At 52.1% G+C, this 20549-nt stretch carries 16 protein-coding genes; 7 read left to right on the top strand and 9 right to left on the bottom strand.

The window, feature by feature from the left end:
• Positions 1-174: 174 nt before the first annotated feature.
• Complete coding sequence (locus EPA93_RS02560; protein WP_165422822.1) at positions 175-2649, top strand: helix-turn-helix domain-containing protein; 2475 nt, start codon at positions 175-177, stop codon at positions 2647-2649.
• A 161-nt stretch (positions 2650-2810) separates the two neighbouring features.
• Here EPA93_RS02560 and EPA93_RS02555 read toward each other — a convergent pair whose 3' ends face one another.
• The 3 genes from EPA93_RS02555 to EPA93_RS02545 form a co-directional block, all read right to left on the bottom strand.
• Complete coding sequence (locus EPA93_RS02555) at positions 2811-3980, bottom strand: sensor histidine kinase (protein ID WP_129885527.1); 1170 nt, start codon at positions 3978-3980, stop codon at positions 2811-2813.
• Positions 3956-4726 (bottom strand): response regulator transcription factor, encoded by a 771-nt coding sequence (locus EPA93_RS02550; RefSeq protein ID WP_207229428.1) that lies wholly within the window; start codon positions 4724-4726, stop codon positions 3956-3958. Before EPA93_RS02550 ends, EPA93_RS02555 begins: the two co-directional genes overlap by 25 nt.
• A 160-nt stretch (positions 4727-4886) precedes the next feature.
• The gene (locus tag EPA93_RS02545) at positions 4887-5792 is read right to left on the bottom strand and encodes a DMT family transporter (RefSeq protein WP_129885526.1); all 906 of its coding nucleotides are present in this window, start codon (positions 5790-5792) and stop codon (positions 4887-4889) included.
• Positions 5793-6182: 390 nt separating this feature from the next.
• Between EPA93_RS02545 and EPA93_RS02540 the strand changes: the two genes are divergently transcribed.
• Genes EPA93_RS02540 through EPA93_RS02530 form a run of 3 tightly spaced genes read left to right on the top strand, consistent with a single transcriptional unit; the run spans position 6183 to position 9268 of the window.
• The gene (locus tag EPA93_RS02540; RefSeq protein WP_129885525.1) at positions 6183-6410 is read left to right on the top strand and encodes a hypothetical protein; all 228 of its coding nucleotides are present in this window, start codon (positions 6183-6185) and stop codon (positions 6408-6410) included.
• Positions 6411-6456: 46 nt separating this feature from the next.
• Positions 6457-7302 (top strand): ABC transporter ATP-binding protein, encoded by an 846-nt coding sequence (locus EPA93_RS02535; RefSeq protein ID WP_207229427.1) that lies wholly within the window; start codon positions 6457-6459, stop codon positions 7300-7302.
• Positions 7289-9268, top strand: a complete 1980-nt coding sequence (locus EPA93_RS02530; RefSeq protein ID WP_165422821.1) for an FtsX-like permease family protein — start codon at positions 7289-7291, stop codon at positions 9266-9268. The genes EPA93_RS02535 and EPA93_RS02530 overlap by 14 nt, the downstream gene beginning before the upstream one ends.
• A 39-nt stretch (positions 9269-9307) precedes the next feature.
• Here the strand turns inward: EPA93_RS02530 and EPA93_RS02525 are convergent, their stop codons facing one another.
• From EPA93_RS02525 to EPA93_RS02505, 5 genes are all read right to left on the bottom strand, one after another.
• Positions 9308-10531 (bottom strand): M20 family metallopeptidase, encoded by a 1224-nt coding sequence (locus EPA93_RS02525; RefSeq protein WP_129885523.1) that lies wholly within the window; start codon positions 10529-10531, stop codon positions 9308-9310.
• 234 nt (positions 10532-10765) lie between these two features.
• Positions 10766-11398, bottom strand: coding sequence for an RNA polymerase sigma factor (locus EPA93_RS02520; protein WP_129885522.1), 633 nt, complete (start codon positions 11396-11398; stop codon positions 10766-10768).
• 15 nt (positions 11399-11413) lie between these two features.
• Positions 11414-12220, bottom strand: a complete 807-nt coding sequence (locus EPA93_RS02515) for an anti-sigma factor (RefSeq protein WP_129894415.1) — start codon at positions 12218-12220, stop codon at positions 11414-11416.
• A 250-nt stretch (positions 12221-12470) separates the two neighbouring features.
• Positions 12471-13151 carry a ferritin-like domain-containing protein gene (locus EPA93_RS48980; protein ID WP_207229426.1) on the bottom strand — a complete coding sequence of 227 codons (681 nt, stop codon included), beginning with the start codon at positions 13149-13151 and terminating at the stop codon, positions 12471-12473.
• 584 nt (positions 13152-13735) lie between these two features.
• Positions 13736-14419 (bottom strand): ferritin-like domain-containing protein, encoded by a 684-nt coding sequence (locus tag EPA93_RS02505; RefSeq protein WP_129885520.1) that lies wholly within the window; start codon positions 14417-14419, stop codon positions 13736-13738.
• A 331-nt stretch (positions 14420-14750) separates the two neighbouring features.
• Here EPA93_RS02505 and EPA93_RS50800 point away from each other — a divergent pair, with 331 nt between their 5' ends.
• Positions 14751-14861, top strand: a complete 111-nt coding sequence (locus tag EPA93_RS50800) for a helix-turn-helix domain-containing protein (RefSeq protein ID WP_129885519.1) — start codon at positions 14751-14753, stop codon at positions 14859-14861.
• 104 nt (positions 14862-14965) lie between these two features.
• Positions 14966-18688: an NACHT domain-containing protein gene (locus EPA93_RS02495; RefSeq protein ID WP_129885518.1), complete on the top strand. Its 3723-nt coding sequence runs from the start codon at positions 14966-14968 to the stop codon at positions 18686-18688.
• Between the two features lie 102 nt (positions 18689-18790).
• Here EPA93_RS02495 and EPA93_RS02490 read toward each other — a convergent pair whose 3' ends face one another.
• Positions 18791-19645: an AraC family transcriptional regulator gene (locus EPA93_RS02490; protein WP_129885517.1), complete on the bottom strand. Its 855-nt coding sequence runs from the start codon at positions 19643-19645 to the stop codon at positions 18791-18793.
• A 43-nt stretch (positions 19646-19688) separates the two neighbouring features.
• On the opposite strand from EPA93_RS02490, the gene EPA93_RS02485 reads away from it, so the two are divergent.
• Positions 19689-20291, top strand: coding sequence for a LysE family translocator (locus tag EPA93_RS02485; protein WP_129885516.1), 603 nt, complete (start codon positions 19689-19691; stop codon positions 20289-20291).
• The last annotated feature ends 258 nt before the right edge of the window (positions 20292-20549 follow it).

The following is a 20549-nucleotide window of genomic DNA, read 5'->3' as shown; positions in this document are numbered from 1 at the left end:
TTTCCTGCCGAAGAGGTTGTGGCCAATAGCCCCGTATTTCTGTACAAGTTACAGAACATCTGAATGTCGTGTCCTGCACGTGAGTAAAGAGCATATGCCAGATGATGGAAAAGGCTTATCTCTACTACATAAATGTTCTGCGCTGCCAGCATATTCTGGAGCTATTTAGCTTGCTTGTTGCTATTTTATCTGCTTGCATGCTATAATGCCACGACAGGGCACGACACTTTCTGTCTGGATCAGCTTATTGCAAGGAAAAGACTCATAAAACGGAAATTTCTCTCTCAGCCAGGAAGCCTTGGCGATTACTTACGTCAGTGTCGCTTGCGTTTGGGACTCTCTCAGGAAGCGCTTGCCAGCGCTATTGGAGCTTCAGCCAGAAGTATTCAGCGCTGGGAACGAGATTTGGCCATCCCACAAGAGATTTTTCGGCTTCGTCTCAGCCAATTATTTGAGTCCAATGCCGGGCAGGCGCCCATTGAGGCTATCATTGCTCCTGTCCTCTCCCCTTCCATATGGTATGTACCATATCTGCGCAATGCCTGCTTCGTCGGCCGCGAAGAGGTATTACAGAACTTACACGCTTTGCTCTCGGCCGAGGACCCTGTTGCCCATCTACGGACGGTTGCGCTCTCAGGCTTAGGGGGGATCGGCAAGACTCAGGTTGCACTTGAATACGCCTATCGATATGCATCGAGTTATCGCGCCATTTTATGGTTGAGGGCTGAAACCAGAGAGAGCTTAACAGCGAGCTTGCAGGATATTGCTCGCTTGCTCCACCTCCCCGGGCTGCAGGGTGCCGAACAGTCCCAGATAGGCTCGGCTGTGCTGCAGTGGCTCGTCATCCATACCAACTGGCTGCTGATAGCTGATAACGTGGAAGATCTCAACCTGCTGCAGGAAGTGCTCCCGCTGGCATCGCTGGGGGCGCTGCTTATTACTACGCGTCACCAGGCGCTGGGCACCCTGGCCGAACCGTTGAAATTATCCCCCATGAGCAGCCAGGAGGGATCGATGCTGGTGCTGCGTCGTGCCAGGCTGCTCAGTACAGTAGATGGTCGTGCAGCGCTAGAGCCGGAGCTATTGCGATCTCCTATGGTAACAGGAATTGTGGAACTTGTGAGCCAACTTGGAGGATTACCGCTGGCCCTGGATCAAGCTGGTGGTTATCTCGAAGAGACGGGATGCAGTGTGGCAGAATACCTTGAGCGCTATTATAAACAGCGCAAACACATATTGGATCGTCGGGGCCTTCACGCGGGAGCTCATCCCGCCTCACTCTCAGCGACCTTACGACTCTCGGTCGAAATGATCGCTCAAGAGCATCCCGCGGCAATTGCACTCCTGCGAGCCTGCGCTTTCCTTCATCCTGAAGCCATTCCCGAAGAGTTGTTGCTTGCAGGTGCTGCCTATCTAGAACCGGAACTGAGCGCGAAACTGACTGACCCCTATCATTTCGATCTGCTTCTGACCGCACTGCGAAGGGCTTCGCTGGTAGCACGCTCTGCAGAAACACGCTCTATCTCAGTACACCGCCTGGTGCAAGCTGTGCTGCAGGATCAGATGGAACCGGCTGAGGTCCACTTATGGATTGAGCGCTTGATAGCTATGCTCAACGCAGTTTTTCCAGAGAGTTCATTTGATACCTGGCCGCAGTGCAAGCGTTATCTAGCGCATGCGCAGACCTGCATTGCACATTTAGAACCTGCGGCAAGCCTTCTTCCAGATGGTGGAGAGCTGAGCTATAAAGCTGGGAGTTATCTGATGGAGTGCGGGTGCTACAAAGAGGCCGAGCCGCTGTTGAAGCGAGCTGTAGCTCAAGGAGAGCAGCAATATGGTCCCCGGCGGCCAGTCCTCATTCTACGCCTGGAGAAACTGGCAGAACTTTTTTGGCTACAAGGAAGATACCAGCCCTCTGAAGCGCTCTATTTGCGTGTATTAGGGCTGGAGACGCAGCTTTTTGGACCAACTCACCCAAAGGTTGCCGAAACGCTAAATAATCTTGCAGCTTTGTACTGGTCCTTGGGGGAATATGAGAAGGCTGAGCCCTTGTATCTGCGAGCTTTGTGCGCCCAGAAACTATATCTGGGAAGCGGCCACCCGGAAATAGCTACTACGCTTGGCAATCTTGCTTGCCTCTATCGAGATCTAGGTAGATATGGGCAGGCTGAAGTGCTGTATATGCAAGCTCTGCATATTGATGAGCGGCACCTGGGGCTTGAGCATCCAGGCACCACAATTACCCTCAACAATCTTGCTTTGCTCTATCAGTATCAGGGTCAGCATGAGCAAGCCAGGCTCCTCTACCGCCGTGTGCTGCGCATTCAAAAACGGCTGTTAGGGCTTGAGCATCCAGAGATGGCTACTACCTTCAGCCATCTAGCAACCTTGTATCAAGCTCTCGGCAAATATAAGGCGGCTGAGCCCTTATTCCTGTTGGCATTACGCATTCGCGTGCTGCGGCTGGGGCTGGAGCACCCAAAGACGAGCACTACACTTGCCAATCTCACTCTGCTACGAAAAGAGCTAGGAAAGCCTGCTGAAGTTGAATGCTTAGTGCAGCAGGCTCTGCACTTTAGAGCTCTGCGCTACAAATCTGTCCACCCTTATGCCGAAACTTGCAAAAACAGTTACACCGCCAATTCTTAAGAAAGCTACCGGCTAGGCGGCGTGCAGAGAGAAGCAGAGAGAAAGTGCAATAAACAAAAATACCTTTTGTGGGGCTGCTTGCGATTGTCTTAAGGCGTTTATACATCTAGCGTAAGCACATTTGTCTGACCGCAGCAAGCAGAAGATAGCCATGCGGGACCTCAGTAAGCTTTTGCCTCTACTATTGGCAGACGAAAGCTTACCTCACAGCCGCCGCTGGGGTGATTGCGCAGGGTAATTGTGCCCCCAAGGCGTTCTACCAGCAATTTGCAGGTATAGAGACCCAGGCCGGTGGTTTTAGAGGATCTTTTACCTGCAGGCGGTTGGCCGCGATAAAATTTTTCCCAGACATGGGGCAGATCTTCAGCCGCAATGCCACTTCCGCTATCGTGCAGGGTAAAAACGAGGGCCTGCGCATCGCATGTACAGGTCAAGCAAATCTGGCCATTGGCCGGCGTGTAGCGTAGCGCGTTTTCAAATAGATTGTCAAGCACCTGCTCAACACGGTGCAGATCAAGCAAAACGGGAGGCGGATCGGCTGACGGTTGATGCAGTCGATACTCAAAAGCGATGCCCGAAGAGGCTGCTTGCAGCGTATATACCTGGCCCTTGCGGGCTAGCTCTTCCTCTAACTTGATGGCCTGGGGCCGGATCAGAAAATCAGTCTGCTCCAGTGCGCAGACCAGTAACATATCATTGAGCAAGCGCATCATACGCTGGCTGCTGGCCTCCAGCACAGGTAGAGAGCGCTCAAGGCGTTGATTGCGTTTCTCCCCAGCCTCGGCGCGCCCAAGCCCTTCAACATGCCCCTGGATGATCGTCACCGGCGTGCGCAGATCATGCGAGAGCGCGGCAACCATCGTGCGCAACTCCTCTTGCTTGCGCCACTCACGTTTCAACGATTCCTGCAGCTCACTGCGCAGCTCATTGAAGGCATAGCATAGATCGCCAAGTTCATTGGACTCGTTGTAGGTGATCGTAAAATCCAGATCCTGTTCACGAATCTTTTCTACGGCTTGCATTAGCTCATTGACGGGCTGGCTGACTCTGCGTCCCATGCGCCAGGCGAAATAGAGGATCGCCAGAATCAGGATAACAAATGGCAAGGTGAGCGCGAGTCGCAGCACCAAAACGTCCATAGGCAGACCAGGCATGATGGGTGCCGCGTGTTTGGCCTCCATATACCAGAAAATGAGCAGAAATTCGATAAAACAGGTAATGACAAAGGTCGTGCCCACAATACCGATGCAATACCAGACAAAGACGCGCCTGAAACTTGTGCGCCTGCGGCCTTGCCTATTTTCTTTTAGACTGATGGACCGATTTCCCATTTGTAACCCACACCCCAGACGGTACCGATATATTCGGTCCGTGGATCATATTGTGCGAACTTCCTACGAATGCGTTTGATATGTTCCGTAACGGTTTTCGTATCGCCCAGCGAATCCATACCCCAGATACGATCATAGATACTCTCGCGCGAAAATACCTGGCGTGGATGCAAGACGAACATCTCGACAATCTCAAATTCCTTGGGCGTCAGGGCAAGCAGTTCGCCCGCATAGCGCACTTCATGGGCCCGAAAATCGATGCTCAACTGGCCATAGCTCAGATGCGTCTCGTTATGCTCTTTATCGGCGCGCCGCTGTCCACGACGCTCACGGCGCAAGTGGGCTTCAACCCGGGCTAGTAGTTCTCTCATGCTGAATGGCTTCATCACATAGTCGTCAGCACCAACGCTGAATCCCTGGATCTTATCGGCATCGCTCTGTTTCGAACTAAGAAAAAGAATGGGGATGTCAAGTTCTTCGCGCAACTCGCGACAGACAGTAAAGCCATTGCGCCGTGGCAACATGATATCGAGGATGATCAGGTCAAGGGTATGCTCCCGCGCGACTTGCAGAGCTTGAGCGCCGTCAAAGGCAACATGCACAGTATAGCCTTCATCCTCAAGAGCTTCCTGAATAAACTTGACAATATCATCCTCGTCATCGACGACTAAAATGGCGCCTCGTATCTCATTTTCTCCCGCTAACACGCTTTGCCTTTCTTCAAGATACATACTCTCATTGGCCACGATCTTCTTGCCTCTGACCGCCAGGCTCGCCGACCTTCTATAATCTTAGGCTGTAGCTTATTATAAACTATATCACCTGCGCGGGCGCGAACCAGAGGCAAAGTAATCAGTAAGCTTTTGCCCTCCGGTTCGCAACGCAAGAAAATACGTGGTGAGCGCTTTAGTCTACTTCTGACTTTGGCAGCTTGCGAGCGGCGCGAAATGGGAGAGAGCCAGTAGTAGAAAGGTAAGAACCGCCGATAATCAGGAGAAAGCCTGCTACGGTAGCAATGGTGAATTGCTCATGGAGGAAGGTCACTCCCAGCAGCACGGAAATAGCAGGATTGATATAAGTGATAACACTACCACGGCTAGCCCCAACTTCGGCGATAAGGGCGAAGAAGGTAGGTAGCGCAAGAGCAGTACAGATGAGGCCAAGAATAAGTAAGCTGACGAGCACTTGTGGACTTGGGATTGAGCTTGGCAAGCGCGTGATCGTAAATGGGAGCAGCAGTATGGCCGTAATGCTACACTCTGCGGCGGCTACAGAGACACGGGACATTTTGACAAGCGGCTCATGTTTGAGCATGAGCGCACCAATTGCGTAGCCGGTAGCGGCAAGGAGGATAAAGAGAGCCCCGAGCCATTGTTGCCCATCGCCGCGCAGATCGAAGCCGAGTAAGACAATTAGGCCTATCAGGCCAACCAGTAGCCCAAGCAAACGAAAGCCATTGACGCGCTCGCTCTTATCGAAGCCAAGCGCAAGCACGGCGACCAGCAATGGATTTGCCGCGATTAACAAACTGGAAAGAGAGGAGGAGAGGTGTTGCTCGCCATAGCTGATCAAAAGAAAAGAGCCGAACATATGAATAAGTGAGAAAATGAGGAGAGTAGGCCAGTGCCTGAAAAGCTGCAAAATCGTCCTGGCATGAACTGCCATGGGTATTAATATCGTTGCTGCGATCACGGCGCGCGCAAACACTACCACGGACGGGTCCAACTCCTGGACGGCTATTTTGATAAAAAGATAAGGGATACCCCAGAATATGGAAACTGCAATAAAGAGTAACCAGCCTTTGCGTGACATAACATCTCCTGCCCGGATGGGACGCTTGACTACAAAACATGCCAATGTATAGATTTAGCTGAAGGTAAGATAACAGGTTATGACTATGAAGTCTTGTACGTTCTTGTTGTGCGTTGCGGCTATTGCATCCTCCTCTAAATTTTTGTCAGGACAAATGTTCTGCAAGGGAGCATAGCATGGACAAAGGACCCGTGACAAGAGCCATTGCTGATAAGATAGGGACACCATTTTCTCGCATTATATTCAGCTAACAGAAAATAGAAACATTTTCCAAACATTCTCCCAAACTGGCCAGAAGCAGCCCTCTGTTTATAATTTGTTGGCAATTTTCTTTTATCATGAGGATCAAACAGTCTTCTGTAGAACAGTATAGGAAAGAGGCTTAAAGTTATGGGAAATGTAAGAAATCCAATCTTGTTTTATGGTGCTATCGCATTCACTATTGTGGCCCTATTGCTCTGCATCTATAATCTCATCCCTAACATCTACCACGTAACAGTTCCTGATTATGCTGAGCCGACAAAGGTCCATGAAAAGTATGTAGCGATTTTTGGTGGGCTAACCGCGCTGGGAATTATCGGCGTGCTATTCACTCGCCCAAAATCAGGCACAAAGTAATCGTCAACGGGCTTGCTTCAAACGTGGAAAGAAGGAAAAAACGAGCATGCAATCATATTCTCAACAGGGTGCGCACAAAGCGCACTCACAGCATTCCGTGGACGGATTACCACAGTCGCAGTCTGCAGACATGCTTTTGCATGTGCGCGCGCTAACTAAAGCTTATCGCAACACGCGCAACGGGCTTGAGACCTGGGCGCTCAATGGCTTAGAACTTGATGTCTATCGCCAGGAATTTATTAGTATTATGGGACCATCGGGCAGTGGCAAAACAACCCTGTTGAACATTCTGGCGGGACTCGATAGGCCTACGAGCGGCGAGCTCTGCTTGCAAGGGGAAAATATGCTTGCCCTCAATGCTGATGAGTTGGCGCTTTTTCGCAGGCGCAACCTGGGCTTTGTCTTTCAAGATTTTAATCTGCTAGATACCCTTACCCTGGCAGAAAATGTGGCCTTGCCGCTGAGTCTTGATAAGCGGGGAGGTGGAGATATCCGCCAGCGGGTGGATGAAATGTTACATTTTCTGAGCCTTGGCGAGCAGATGCAGCGCTATCCTTACGAGGTCTCGGGCGGTCAGCAGCAGCGAACCGCCGTGGCCCGTGCGCTTATTCATCGGCCGCGTCTATTGCTGGCCGATGAGCCAACTGGCAATCTTGATTCGGCCTCGGCCCGTGCGCTGCTGGAGCTCTTTCAGCAATTGAATAGCCAGCAACAGGCGACGATTCTGATGGTCACACACGATCCTTTCTCTGCCAGCTATAGCCAGCGCGTGGTCTTTATCAAGGATGGACGCGTTTTCTGCCAACTTCAGCGCAGCAGCAGCCAGCCGCAGTTCTTTCAAAGCATCCTTGATGCTCTGGCACATGTGGAGGGCGGCCATGAGCTGGCGTAATCTTGTCACAAAAAATATGCTGCGCAATATGCAGCGCTACCTGGGATATCTGCTGGCCGCGACCCTGGCTGTGATGGTCTTTGCCATGTTCACAAATTTTGTCGATAATCCCACAGTGCGCAGTGCGCCGATTACCGAGACTGCGAGCCAGTTACTCGTAGTCTTCCGGGTCCTTGTCGCTCTGTTCGCTATCTTCTTTGTCTTTTACTTCCATGCCGCGCTCATTCGTGCGCGCAACAAAGAGTTCGGCCTGCTTTTGACCCTGGGCGTAACTCCGCGCCAGATTGGACGACTGATCTTTTATGAGAGCCTGCTCATCGGTCTACTTGCTCTGTTGATAGGAATTGCGCTGGGCATCATGTGCGCATACTTTTTCCAGCTGGCCATGCTGGCTATTCTTGCGCTTCCTATGACCTTGCCGTTCGCCATACCTGCAACTACTTTTCTTACAACCGGCATCTTCTTCGGGATTGTCTTTTTGCTGGAGGCCTGCTGGATCTCTCTGCACGTGACCCGAAGCACTCCGCGCGTTCTCTTGCTGGGTGCGCGTACGCAGCAGGAACCGCCGGTGGCCTCCTGGCGCTCCGTGCTACTGGGACTGCTGTGCCTTGCTGCAGCCTATGATATGGCCCTTCAGTTCAGCGATTCGATCTCTTTTACCATGTTTCCGATTATCGGCTTGAGCATTTTTGGCACCTACCTGTTGTTCGGCCAGTGTTCTGTAATGCTACTCAATCGTCTGCGCCAACCCGGTATTTCTGGGATGCGCCTGTTGTTGCTGTCTCGCCTCTCACATCGGATGAGTGACTATGCACGCATGCTTACAGTTGTTACCGTGCTTAACGCCGTAGTGCTCATTGGGATGGGAACCATCTATGGAGGTTTGCAAGTCTTTGAGGCGCAGACAGTACGCGAAGTACCTTTCTCCTTCCAATTGCTTAGCAACTTGGCCCATCCTGCCGCGCTTACCCCTGAGCAAGTGCGACACGAAATTGAGCGTCAGCACTTTTCTCTGCAAGCGGCCGCGCAGACAGCTTTCATCACAGCTAATGTGCGCCAGGGCCGACATACCGTACCAGCTCTGGTTATGGCCTATTCTAGCTTTGCCCGTCTGCAAGAGGTCGAGCGCCTGGCCCATCCCGACTTCACAGAAAACCAGGACAATGCTCATCCTCTCAGTAGCGGCTCTCAGGGATATATCTCTACTCCCGATGCCAGGTATAGCTTTTCTTTTCAGCAGTGCCAGCTAGTCGTTGGGAAGAGCGCAATCAACTTGCAGCTCGCTACAAAGCAGGTGCGAGTTATAAACCTCTGGTATGGCATAGACGATAACGATCTCACGACAAATGTAGTGGTGGTGACCGATGATCTCTATGCCCACTTAGAGAACAGCGTTCCGCGTACTCGGCGCTGGCAGGCCTATAGCTATGTGTTGTCCAACTGGCAGCAGAGTGCACCCATTGCCACTGCCCTCCATCAACGCTTACCGGCCGTGCAGCAGACGTTGCTCACCGAGACAGTGACAAACTTCAATAATGGAAAGCAGATTCTCTCAGTGATGCTCTTTGCCGCCTTCTTTATTAGCTGTCTCTTTTTCCTGGCCGCGGGCAGTGCCATTTACTTTAAGCTTTTTACGCAGCAAGAGGAGGATCGGCGCCAGTTTCATGCTCTGAAGCGCATTGGTTTCCGACGTCGGGAGGCCGCGCGCCTGCTGAACCGTGAATTTCTGCTGCTCTTCTTTCTCCCGCTTGCACTCTCGCTCGTTCATAGCGTGGTGGCCCTGCTGGACCTGGCGCATCTTCTGGTATCCATGAGCCACACAAACCAGTTTTCTAAACTGGGGATAGAGGCGCTCATCATGCAGGCCTTTGTTCCTGTTTCGTTGCTCTATCTTGTGTGCTTTATCGCTTACTTCCTGGTTGCGCGCATCAGCTATCTACGCAGAATGCAACTGGCAGCCGCCTGAAAATTCGGGTCATCAAGGACAAGTGATAAGCATCTTTGCTTATGCTTGTCCCAGATATCTTAAGATGGTGAGGGCATAGATTTCGGTGACCCTTCGCAAGCTGTCAAGGTCTGCCCACTCATCCGCTCCATGGACACCTCCACAACGCACTCCGTAGCCGCAAATCGTTTCTATGCCTCTCATGGAGAACATCCAGCCATCGCAAGCAGGGCCGGCACCTTCCAAACGAGGTGAAGTCCCGCTTATCTCATCGACTGATCGGGCCAGGGTCTTCACAATATCTGCATTATGAGGTGTTTCCACAGCAGGAACAAATACAATTTCTTGTAGTTCATAGGGGATTTCTAGTGGAGCAAGGCATTGTTCTATCGTTGCTCTAATCTCCTCAGCTGCTAAGCCTGGCAGGAGACGTATATCACCGTAGGCATCGCAGGTCTCTGGAACGATATTGATTCCTCTTCCACCGGTAATAAGAGTGGGAAATGTAAGCACATTCTTGCGACCTGGGAACGCTGGCGAAGGCCTATGTGGAAATGTGCAGGCAGAAAGAGCTTGAATAAGGCAAGACATATCCAGAATCGCATTGCTTCCCCTGGTTCCCTCCTCCCACTCCTTAAGCCCTGTATGAACTGCTTCCCCTCGGATGCGAATGTGGAAACGGAAGATCCCGCGATGTCCAAGGGCAATTTTGCTATCCCCTGGCTCGCCGATAAGGGCTGCGTCGCCATCAAGAAGACCTTGTTCAAGTAAATAACGAGTTCCGTAAGGGGAATTAGCTCCTGTTTCCTCATCCACTACAAAGGCAAGCTTGAGCGTACCAGCTAATTCGATGCCTGCTAGATCTAAGGCGCGCAGGGCATAGATAAAGGCAGCGATCTGGGCTTTGGCGTCTGCCGCTCCAAGCCCATAGAGTTTGCCATTTTCAATCTGTGCATCCCATGGATCGTGCATGTAGCCCTTGCTTGCTGGCACCGTATCCATGTGTGTGTTGAGGATCAACGTTTTTCCTTCGACTTTGCCTGGCCGTATATAGAGCACGTTAGGCCTCTGTTTGGAAAGACCGAGTAGTCTTGGTTGCCAACCAAAGGAATGCATCTTCTGGCTAATCGCGTCTGCCACCTCAGCTTCCAGTGGGATATCTACTGGTGAGGTCTCGGCTGTATAGATATTCGCACTTCGCGCATGGATAAGCTGTTGTAGAAATGTCACTTCGCTTTCAAAGTGTTCATCTATGATATGTGAGAAGATGGATCTTGCCTGCAAGCTTCTCCTCCTGATGCTATAAAACCTCTATAGATCGAGCCCTTGTTGAATTTCTCCTGAAAGCATAATTACGTCGCATACCATTATTACATAAATGTTGGCGATCGTGTCTTTTATTTGTTCTGCTAGAGCGTGCATCGCGTCTGCTCTGCATCGCTTGAGCGTAGCGTAAACTACTTTAGAAGGATTGTAAAGCTACAATCGTTAAAAAGTGCTTTCAAGCTCAGTATAAGCTTAGAATTCATCGATCCCCAGCGTTAAGAGCTGATGTCTTAGATGCTGCAGCCCCAGCCTCATGCGTGCTTTGACCGTGCCTAGCGGTATCTGACAACCATCAGCGATCTCTGTATGCGTCCAGCCACCAAAATAGGCTAACTCAATGACCAGGCGCTGTTCTTTGGGCAGCATCATGAGCGCTTTGTGGACCTGAACACCCTGCAGCTTACGCCATGTTTCATCCCACACATCAGTATCATTGGCATTGCTTTCCTCCTCGACCGCTTCCAGCGTCACGTTACCGAGCGTGGAGCGTCGGCGGAGCTTGCGTAGATAATCGATAGTATCGTGGTGGATAATTGAGCACAGCCAGGTCTTCACCGAGCCAGCGCCTGGCGAATAGATGGCGGCATGCTGCCAGACAGACAAAAAAGTCTCCTGCAGGAGATCTTCAGCGATTTGATGATCGGCAACCATGCGATAGGCAAGTGAGTAGAGAAGCTGATGATACCGGTCATAGAGCGCTTCAATGGCCTCGATAGTGCCGTGCGCAATAGCTGACATAAGCTCTTCATCGCTAAGATGATCTATTGCTGCTTCCGCTATATAAGAGCGCTGCCCACTTTGCTGCTTCTTCCTAAATATGCCCATACAGTCCTTCTCCTCTCAAACGTGTGCGCTCCATTTCCCCTGTGAACCAGTCAGAAGGATGTGGCCTGTCTTCTCCTCCTGTAATTGCCCATGTGTGGCAGGCTCTTTGAGAGAGCTCATCATGATTATTGGTCCCTTTGGTACGCTCTGGCTTGCTCCAGGCCCGGGCTCTTTACTGACCGCAATTGCCTCATAGGCCTGTAAGTTGCCAGGGAAGCGCAGAACTGCGGTACCCTGATTGAGGCTGAGTGTGCCTATGCTGGTTGGCTGCTGGTTGCGTAAAAGCCAGCCTTGATAAATATGGGTTCCGGAGAGCCTGGGCAGGCCGTGGACAATCAAGATTGTCTCCTGCTGCTGGGGCAGAAAAACTGCTTCTCCATTGATCTGCGCTGAGCTCCCTGTTCCATGCACTATGTACACGATAGGAGCGGAGGGGCGTGTGGCTAGCTGATGCTGTAAATTTACATTCCAGAAGGTCATGCCAGCGAGGAGGATCACAAGCAGAGCCGCTACGGCCAGCAATGCACGCCAGGCGGTTCGACGCCTGAGAGGACGCCGGCGGGCAAATCGTGTGTGCTCTCGTATTTGCGCATTTGGGGATGTGCTCTGTATGCGCGCGAAAAGTGCCTCTTTTTGGAGGGGTGAATGTTCTACTAAGCGTACCGAGAGCGGAAGAAGGTTTACGGTTGCTTGCAATTCGGAGGCAAGCTTTTGGCAAGCCGAGCATTGGGCAAGATGCTCGTTGGCCAGACGCTTCTCTTCTGGAGTAAGGGCGTCCAGGGCATAGGCCCCCGAGAGCTCTTCAAATTCCTGACAATCCATACATATGTGCTCCGTTCTACCATCAAAGGGACTGCCTGTGAGTGTTGGTGCACTCTGTCGGAAGCTCCTTGTACTGCAGGGACTATTACTGTCCTCTCTCGGTCCTTTCTAAGAAAAGAAGGGAAGCCAGCCTCGCCTTGGGGAATAGAGTCAATCTGGCGACCTCTGACTCAGCTCAAACTTTCCCCCCGTATGAGCGGAGCCAGGGGTCAGACCAGGATGCTTTACGTTCTCTCCCCGACTTCGCTAACTAATAGAATTTCGGAACGTTGATATCATAGAACTCGGCTTCGAGATACTCCAGGAGCAGGGCAAAGTTCAAGATATCAATGTCGTTCTTCAGCGCATTGGCCGGATTAGAGCCCCCGTTGAGATTATCGATAAAAGGTGAGACATCTTTGATGATCTGAGACTGCGAGATGGGCTTGTCAAAGGCTCCATTGCCGCTCAAAGGTTTGCCTACCAGCGCATTGAGATAGCCGGCGTGCCGGGCCTCAATCGTCAGAATCGAGCCAGCAGCTGCCAGGTTACCCTTATTGCTGATCGCCGGTGCGGCCATCAAGTAGGCCCCAACGCCTACATTCTCAAATACTTGAGAGAGGTTCACGAAAGATGCAGAGCTGTGCTGTTGTAAGTCCTTGAACTTTGGTTTGGGGCGCGCAGCTTTGCCCAGCGCCTCCTTGAGGAAGGAAACATGGGCATCTTCATCTTTTCTGATTTCGTGAAATGCGTCGCTGGCACTTAAATTGTAGGCGGAGCGCGAGGCCGCATGAGCAGTTTGCTCTACAAGCAAGCTGGCAATGGGTGTGGTAATCGCTGCGGTAGCCGCAGCGCGAAGAAAGAAAGACCGGCGCGAGACTTTAGCTCTGGCGCGATCTTCTTCCCCTTTATTTTGCAGACCTCTTTCAGTCACATCATGTAGATCGGTCATGATCTTCTCCTTATGCATTTTCGCTAAAACTTGTGCGCACTTTTGGCGTGAATATAAACTCAGGACATGGCAGCCATACAGGTTTTCTGCTAAACAGTGCTACCTATGGTCTGCCTTTGCCAGGATAGCGTGTAACCATCTTGATGCTCATTGCTTGCCTGGCCGGGAACGAGAAAAAAGGTGCGATGTCACGTGTCATCTTTTGCTGTCGCTTATACATACGCCTGCCAGCGTGTTTGGATTACAGGAAATTGTAAGTTTTGGGAGAAAGCAAGAAGATGAATAGCGCTGATTGCGTTGGTGTCTGATAAGGTCATACTCGACCCAGCACCTGCTAAGGAGAGAATGATATGCTTGTCTCTCTCAGTCCTTCCTAAAAAGTAAGGGAAACCAATCTTACATTGGGTGGATAAACTTTCTTTGGGGCTTCTGACTCCGCTCAAGCGTTTCCCTGGATGAGCAGAGCCAGAAGCCGAGTCAGGATATGTGCTATCCCTCCCTACACTGTTTAACTAACGCGATGTGCAAGCTGATGCGAACGGGCGGCGCCGCCAGCAGAAAGCAACTTGCACACGGGGTTTTAACTAATAGAATTTCGGAACGTTGATATCGTAGAACTCGTCTTCGAGATATTCTAGAAGTAGGGCGAAGTTCAAGATGTCAGTATCATTCTTCAGCGCCTTAGCCGGATCGGGACCTCCATTAAGATTATCGATAAAGGGCAAGACATCTTTGACGATCTGGGATTGCGAGATGGGCCTGTCAAAGGCTCCATTAGGGCTTATTAGTTTACCCACTAGCGCATTGAGGTAGCCAGCGTGCCGGGCTTCAATCGTCAGCATCGAGCTAGCGGCCGTCAGATGGGCCTTACTGCTGAGCGCCGGTGCTGCCTGCAAGTAGGCCCCAACACCAACATTTTCAAACGCTAGAGAGAGGTTCACGAAAGATGCAGAGCTGTGCTGCTGTAAGTTCTTGAACCTTGGTTTGGGACGCGCAGCTCGGCCCAACGTCGCTTTGAGGAAGGCTACATGAGCATCTTCATCTTTTCTGATTTCGTGAAATGCGTCACTTACGCTCAAGTTGTGGGCGGAGCGCGAGGCCGCATGAGCAGTTTGGGCTACAAGCAGGCCGGCAATGGGCGTCGTAATTGCAGCGGTAGCCGCGGATCGTAGAAAGAAAGACCGGCGTGAGAGCTTAGCCTGAGCTCGATCTTCTTCCCCGTTATCATGCTGAGTTCTTCTAATTATTATGTTATGTAGATCGTCCATGATCTTCTCCTAATATATTTTGTTAAATCTAGTCATCACCTTTGGCATGAACATAGATTATAAATTCAATAAGCCATAGCTGTGCGCGTCGCCTCGTGCGGCAGCGCTACAGATGGCTCTTGATGCTCATCGCTTACCTGGCCAGGAGCTAGAGGACAGAGAGATACCGGCGGCATCTTTTGCTGTCGCTTATATATACGTCAGAAGTTGCATATCGTACTTGGCCCGGCGCCAGCTGAGAAGATTATATGTCTGCAAGAAAAACACGGCTGGTTACGGCCGATGATGATCCCCAACTCTTGCGCTTATCTGGTCCTCTCTGGCTCAACACATGGGATGCGTGATTAGGCAGGATCGCTTGTTAGCGCATGGCTGGGGGAGCGATTATGCTGGTGAGAGTCATATGTTGCAGGTCAATATCAATCGGCTGCTCGCAAGATGAAGGAAATAGAATATTAAGAAGATAGAGAGAAAATAGGCTAGTCCTCTTGTCTTGCGTGAAACAAATTGATACACTAGGAAATACGAGTAGGAAGTGAGATCAAGATGATCTCGTGCAGAATTGAGGATGCTATGGAGTGGCTCATCCCCCTGATTGTTGATAATGTCTTCGGCTATCTGCTGGAGCAAAGCGGAGCCGGTGAAAAGATCCGCAGCAAATTTCTCCCCGATCCGGGCAAAGCTGCCTTTGGGCGCGCCTTGCAAAAAGCCTTGCTGGACTTTGCCCAGCAGTACCCAGAATGGGCGGCTTCGTGCTTCGACCGCCATTTTCTCGAACACGACGGCGCCCCTGTGCTGGCTCAATTGCTCCTGCGCGACGGGCAACCCGAGCCAACGACCCTAGCCCGCTGTTGGGCCAGCTCCCTTAACGGAAACGGCACGTCACTGCAGGAAGCGCGCCTCCAGAAATTGAGGCCTATCGCCGCCTATTTCCTGCATAGCCTTGAGCACGAGCTCAAAGCCGAGCCGACGCTACGAGACTTTTTGAATGATCGCGCCCTGGAACTGGCCTCCCACGAGCTAACCACGCTCACCGATGATGTGCATGCCATTCGGGATTATCTCCAACCAGTCAAGGACCTGGCAGAGAGCACGCGCAGCTATCTGCGCTGGGTGATTGAGCGCAACCTTTATCTTGATCCGCGCGGAACCTATCAGACCCAGCGCCAGGTACAGGTCAAGCTAGAGGACGCGTATATCTCCTTGCGCGCCCAACGGGATGATGTCTCGAATGCCGTCGATCGCTATCTATTGGGTCAGGAGCTTGCGGCCCTGGAAACGCAGCTTGCCCGCAGCGCGCTCGATCTCGTCGAGGCCGAAGATAGGCGTGAGCAGGTCATGGCCCGCTTCATGGGCGGATCGCGGGCCGCCCTGGAAAAGACGCATGTCCTGGACCTGGCCGAAGTTGCGACCAGTTTTGAGCGCCTGGTTATCCTTGGCGATCCCGGGAGCGGCAAAACTACCCTTTTGCGCTACCTGGCCCTCAAACATGCGCAAGCCCTCTACGAGCATAGACCAGAGGCTAGCCCTGAACTGGGTCCCGCGCGCTTTCCCCTGCTCCTACGCATTGCCGACTATGCCGAGTATGGCCTACCCCAGGGCAAAGCGTTGAGCGAATTTCTCACAGATTACTGTCGCAAGTACGAATGTGCGAGCCGCCAATTGACTGATGTGTTGGTGACGCAGTTGCGCCAGGGCAACTGTCTCATCCTGCTCGATGGCCTAGATGAAGTCGCGGAGACCGATGAGCGCCTCAAAGTCGTGCAGCAGATCGAGGCTTTTGTCCAGCATTATGGCCAGGATGGCAATCGCTTCATAGTTTCCAGTCGCGTGGCCGGCTATCGCACGGTGCATCTTAACGCCAGCTTTAACCACTATCTTGTCTGCGAGATGGATGAGGAGCAGATCGAGGCTTTTTTGCAGGCCTGGTGCCCGGCTGTCGAAGCTGCGCAGACGCCGGAGCTTTCTGCAGAAGCGCGCGCCTTTACCGCCGGCCTCGAAATCGAGGGCATCATGCACGCCATTAAAGATTCGCCAGGTGTGCGGCGCTTAGCTGCTAATCCGCTATTGTTGCGCATTCTGGCCCTGATCCATCGCACGGGCGCCCAACTGCCCCAGCGCCGTATCGAGCTGTATAGATTGGCCGCCGATACCTTGGCCCGCACCTGGCGTGTTGCGCAAGGCGTGCCCGAATCGGCGTTGGTCGAGGAGAGCTATCTCACCCGGCTGCTGGGTCGCCTGGCCTACTGGCTACACGTCAACAAGCCCACAGGTATTGCCACGGAGCGGGAAGTCTATCAGGAGCTTGGCCAAGCCTGGGCTGCTATCAAAGGGCTCTCCTGGGAGGAAGATCACCCGGACATTCTGCACGAGGTGAAAAAGTTTTTGCGCCAAGTAAGAGAACATACCGGACTCTTTGTCGAGCGCGCGCCCGGGCGCTACGGCTTTATGCACCTTACCTTTGAGGAATACTACGCGGCCCGCTACCTGGTGGCGCGCAGCAAAACGCGCGCTAGGCTGATTCGCCAGCACCTGCACGATCCACGCTGGCGAGAAGTGATCTTGCTGGCTCTGGGCTTTGTGAGCCTGGATTCGCCCGAGGATGCGGCTGAATTAGTCGAGACGGCGATCCTGGCCCGGGGCGAAGAGGCGCAAGATCTGGGCTTTCAGCCGAGCAAGTATGAAAAGCTGTTGGGTCGCGATTACCGCTTCGCTCTGCGTTGCTTAGAGGACCAGATCCCTGTAAGTCCCCGCATACAGCGTCAACTGCTGGACCGCCTGGCTAACGAGATGCTCTATCAGTCCGGCTCTATGCGTTATGAGCGCTATAAAAGAGCTATAAACGGCCGATTGCGTGCCCTCAAGGAGAGCAAGGCTGCAGAACTGCTTGCTGAGCTACTCAAAAGGAACCTGCATGACCCCGATCGCGATGTTTCTTTACATGCGGCACAAAGCCTCATCCGACTGGGAAGACGATCTTCCGAAGTGCTAGAGACCTTGAGAAGCTATCTACATGATGAAAATAGAGATCGTTTCATCCAGGCTGCTCGCGGTCTGATAGAGGCTAAACAGGTCTCTGAAGATGTGCTCTCTAGGCTGATTGACATCAGCTGTAGTGCGCAGGAAGCGCAGATCTATATTCAGTGGAGATCAGCAATGGATGCCTTTGGCTTAATTGACTTAGTAGAACATATACCTGCGGCGCCGCTCTATCAGCTTCTCGCTACAGAAAGGCCAGGACGTTTTTATATAGTAGCTTTGCAACTTCATAAGGTGGAAGAACAAGACCGCGTGAAGTTGCTATATGAATTGATCAAGGCATTCCGCAGTAGAGACAAATTCATTCAGGAATTGGCAGTAATTGCCCTACGCTTTATAAGATCTGACTATCTTTCATCTGAATTGTTGCAAGCACTCTCTCGGGACTGGGAGAAAACCGGTATCAAAGTTCGAGCCAAGTTAATAGGGATTTTGTGGAGTATAGATTATACTTCGCGTGCTACCGAATTTGCGATTATTAAGCTGCTACGCAGTAAAAACCCCTATGTACGACGATATGTCCTTACTCAAGCGTGTTGTTATTTAGGCAATTTAAAGCCAGAGAAAAGGCCTGGATGGGTGATCGCAAAGATAAGGTATATGGCCTTTCATGATCAGCATCCAGGAGTGCGGAGGGCAGCGTTGAGAGTTCTCTGTTTCCTTTCTCCTTCTGGGTCTATATTAGATGCCATCGTCTTACAAGTAGTCCAGAATGAATCTCCTCTGGTTGGAGTTAACTATTCCTTAAATGTACTCCTCAAGCCAGATTGTCTTTCAGAACAAACAATACAAGTCTTAAATGAATGCTTGCTACATAAAGATGAAAATGTGCGCTATAAAGCTGCGTATTGCCTGAAACTGCTTGGCGTCATTAATGATCAGATTATAAGCGTATTGTACGCAGCGCTACAGCATAGCACGGATCTTGAGATGCAAATAGAAGCCACTAAACTGGCTGGCTCGCTGAGCCAGGGAGAAGAGACTACACTTGAGGCACTGTTACGGGGGTTAGACCATGAAGATTATAGGCTACGAAATGCCTACGCAAAGGCGCTAGCGCAGATAGGCGCACGCTGCCCGGCTGCACGCGACGACATAGAACAGCGCTTACTTCGGCTCCTCCACGATCCCCAATTTCAAAGCTATGATAAAGGTGAAGGACGCTTCAAATACAATGCAGTATTTGACAGTTTGTGGCAACTGATGGACAAAAGCGCAGCCTCAACTTGAGTTGCTTGCCTTGAAATGGCTTGCGGATTCCCCAGAGAAAGCGCAGATAGGAGACAAGGCTTCGTGAGCAATCGGCTCGTAGGCTATTTCCCGTTGTGAGCTTCAGATGCTCAGGGTGCGGTAAAGGGCCGGCGTGAAGCCAAAGGTAGCTTTGAACATGCGGCTGAAATGCGCCTGGTCGGCAAAGCCAGCTTCCAGGGCAACGTCAACCAGTGGGCGGCCCTGCACCAGCTGTTCGCGCGCAAGATTAAGGCGGCGCATAAGCAGATAGCGGTACGGACTGGTCCCGCACATCTGGCGAAACTGGCGGGCCAGTTCGTAGCGCGTCAGCCCCGTTATCGCCTCCAACTCCCTCGAATGGACGACCCGCGTTTTCTGCGTGTCAAGGTACTGGCGGGCGCGCTTAAGCGCCACAACGTCGAGATGCCGAGGCTGCGCGATCTGCTGGCAACTCGGATCGGCCTCCAGCAAGCCCTCGGCCAATTGCACGATGATGCTATCGATGGCCAGCGGCTCGCGTGTGCCCTGAAAAGCCGCAATGATCGCCGCTGACAATTTCCGATTCATTACCACGGGCGTGCGCACAAAGGGCAGCGAGCAGTGGCGCGGGCGCATGGCCTGGAGCGCCTCAAAGATCAGCGCCGGTTCCACATACAATTGACGATAGCCGTAGCCCTCCTGTGTGGCGGCATATCCATCATGAAGCTCATCGGGGTGCAAGACCACAACCTGGCCGGGCAGGCTGATCTGCGTGGCGCCGCGATAGGTGAAGGCCTGCACGCCAGTGGTCGTCAGGCAGAGTGCGTAAGTATCGTGGCGGTGCTTCTGGTAAGCGCTCCTCTGAAACCAGGCCTCGAAGAATTCTATCCCATATTCTGTTTCCGTGCTTTGCATCCAGTCCTGCGTGCACAATCGTTCAAGACCAGCGCCGCTGGCTTTGCTATGCTTCTCAATCATAACGATTGACCTCAAGTGTCTAGTGTGAGGAGGAATCTCAGCAATGACAGCCGGTCAAATTATTACCTTTTTACTCTTTGCGGTCGTTGCCGCTATTACCCCGGGACCCAGCAATTTAATCTTAACCTCGACCGGAGCTAAAGTTGGACTGCTTCGTGGACTTCCTTGCCTGGCAGGTGTCGCCGGCGGGATGAGCTTTATGATGTTTATAGTTGCCTTCGGACTTGGCAATGTTGTGCTGGCAAGCCCGACGCTCATCCTGATTCTCAAAGTGGGAGGCACGGGCTTTCTGCTCTGGCTGGCGTGGAAGATCGCCACGGCAAGCTACAGTGAGGCGCCAGTAGAGAAGCGGCCACTCGGGTTTTTTGGTGCAGCCGCCTTTCAATGGATTAGCCCTAAGTCATGGCTTGTCAGCGTCAGCGCAGTAAGCGTTTACTTGCATCCCGTGGTCGGGGCAGGTGTCGCCTTCAGGCAAGCGCTTGGCTTTGGCCTGCTGTTTCTGCTTGCCGCTGCGCCAAGCTGTTTCGTCTGGCTGGCCTTTGGTGCGGGCTTACAGCGCTTGCTCTCCACCAAACGAACCGCGAGAATATTCAATATTGCTATGGGCATCCTGCTCGCCGGATCTGTTCTGCTATTCATCTGGTAGCCACAGTGTCTACAATCTCTTTGGTTGGAACCTTATCCAGCCAAAGAGGCCAGAATGAGCTGCGTAGCCAGTTCACCGGCAAGGTGCTTTGGTTGCATATGCTGCTATTATAACATAGATAAAGCTTGATATAATGGATGACACCACGTCGTAACATGCCTGATGTATGTGAAAGTCGCAAATCCCCTTGATCTCTCCAACGGCGTTTCTTGAAAGCACTTTGAAAGCACCTTGCGAAATACTTCCGGTAGCATTTTT

Origin of the sequence: Ktedonosporobacter rubrisoli (assembly GCF_004208415.1) — a bacterium.
GTDB classification, from domain to species: domain Bacteria; phylum Chloroflexota; class Ktedonobacteria; order Ktedonobacterales; family Ktedonobacteraceae; genus Ktedonosporobacter; species Ktedonosporobacter rubrisoli.
Note: the sequence above shows the minus strand (reverse complement) of the source record. Positions and strands in the feature narration are given on the sequence as shown.

Excerpts from the sequence above, each read along its gene's own strand:
- EPA93_RS02495 (WP_129885518.1), top strand. The coding sequence starts at position 14,966 with ATGATCTCGTGCAGAATTGAGGATGCTATGGAGTGGCTCATCCCCCTG.
- EPA93_RS02530 (WP_165422821.1), top strand. The coding sequence starts at position 7,289 with ATGAGCTGGCGTAATCTTGTCACAAAAAATATGCTGCGCAATATGCAG.
- EPA93_RS48980 (WP_207229426.1), bottom strand. The coding sequence starts at position 13,151 with ATGACCGATCTACATGATGTGACTGAAAGAGGTCTGCAAAATAAAGGG.
- EPA93_RS50800 (WP_129885519.1), top strand. The coding sequence starts at position 14,751 with ATGGGATGCGTGATTAGGCAGGATCGCTTGTTAGCGCATGGCTGGGGG.
- EPA93_RS02545 (WP_129885526.1), bottom strand. The coding sequence starts at position 5,792 with ATGTCACGCAAAGGCTGGTTACTCTTTATTGCAGTTTCCATATTCTGG.
- EPA93_RS02535 (WP_207229427.1), top strand. The coding sequence starts at position 6,457 with ATGCAATCATATTCTCAACAGGGTGCGCACAAAGCGCACTCACAGCAT.
- EPA93_RS02520 (WP_129885522.1), bottom strand. The coding sequence starts at position 11,398 with ATGGGCATATTTAGGAAGAAGCAGCAAAGTGGGCAGCGCTCTTATATA.
- EPA93_RS02490 (WP_129885517.1), bottom strand. The coding sequence starts at position 19,645 with ATGATTGAGAAGCATAGCAAAGCCAGCGGCGCTGGTCTTGAACGATTG.
- EPA93_RS02555 (WP_129885527.1), bottom strand. The coding sequence starts at position 3,980 with ATGGGAAATCGGTCCATCAGTCTAAAAGAAAATAGGCAAGGCCGCAGG.
- EPA93_RS02515 (WP_129894415.1), bottom strand. The coding sequence starts at position 12,220 with ATGGATTGTCAGGAATTTGAAGAGCTCTCGGGGGCCTATGCCCTGGAC.
- EPA93_RS02540 (WP_129885525.1), top strand. The coding sequence starts at position 6,183 with ATGGGAAATGTAAGAAATCCAATCTTGTTTTATGGTGCTATCGCATTC.
- EPA93_RS02505 (WP_129885520.1), bottom strand. The coding sequence starts at position 14,419 with ATGGACGATCTACATAACATAATAATTAGAAGAACTCAGCATGATAAC.
- EPA93_RS02485 (WP_129885516.1), top strand. The coding sequence starts at position 19,689 with ATGACAGCCGGTCAAATTATTACCTTTTTACTCTTTGCGGTCGTTGCC.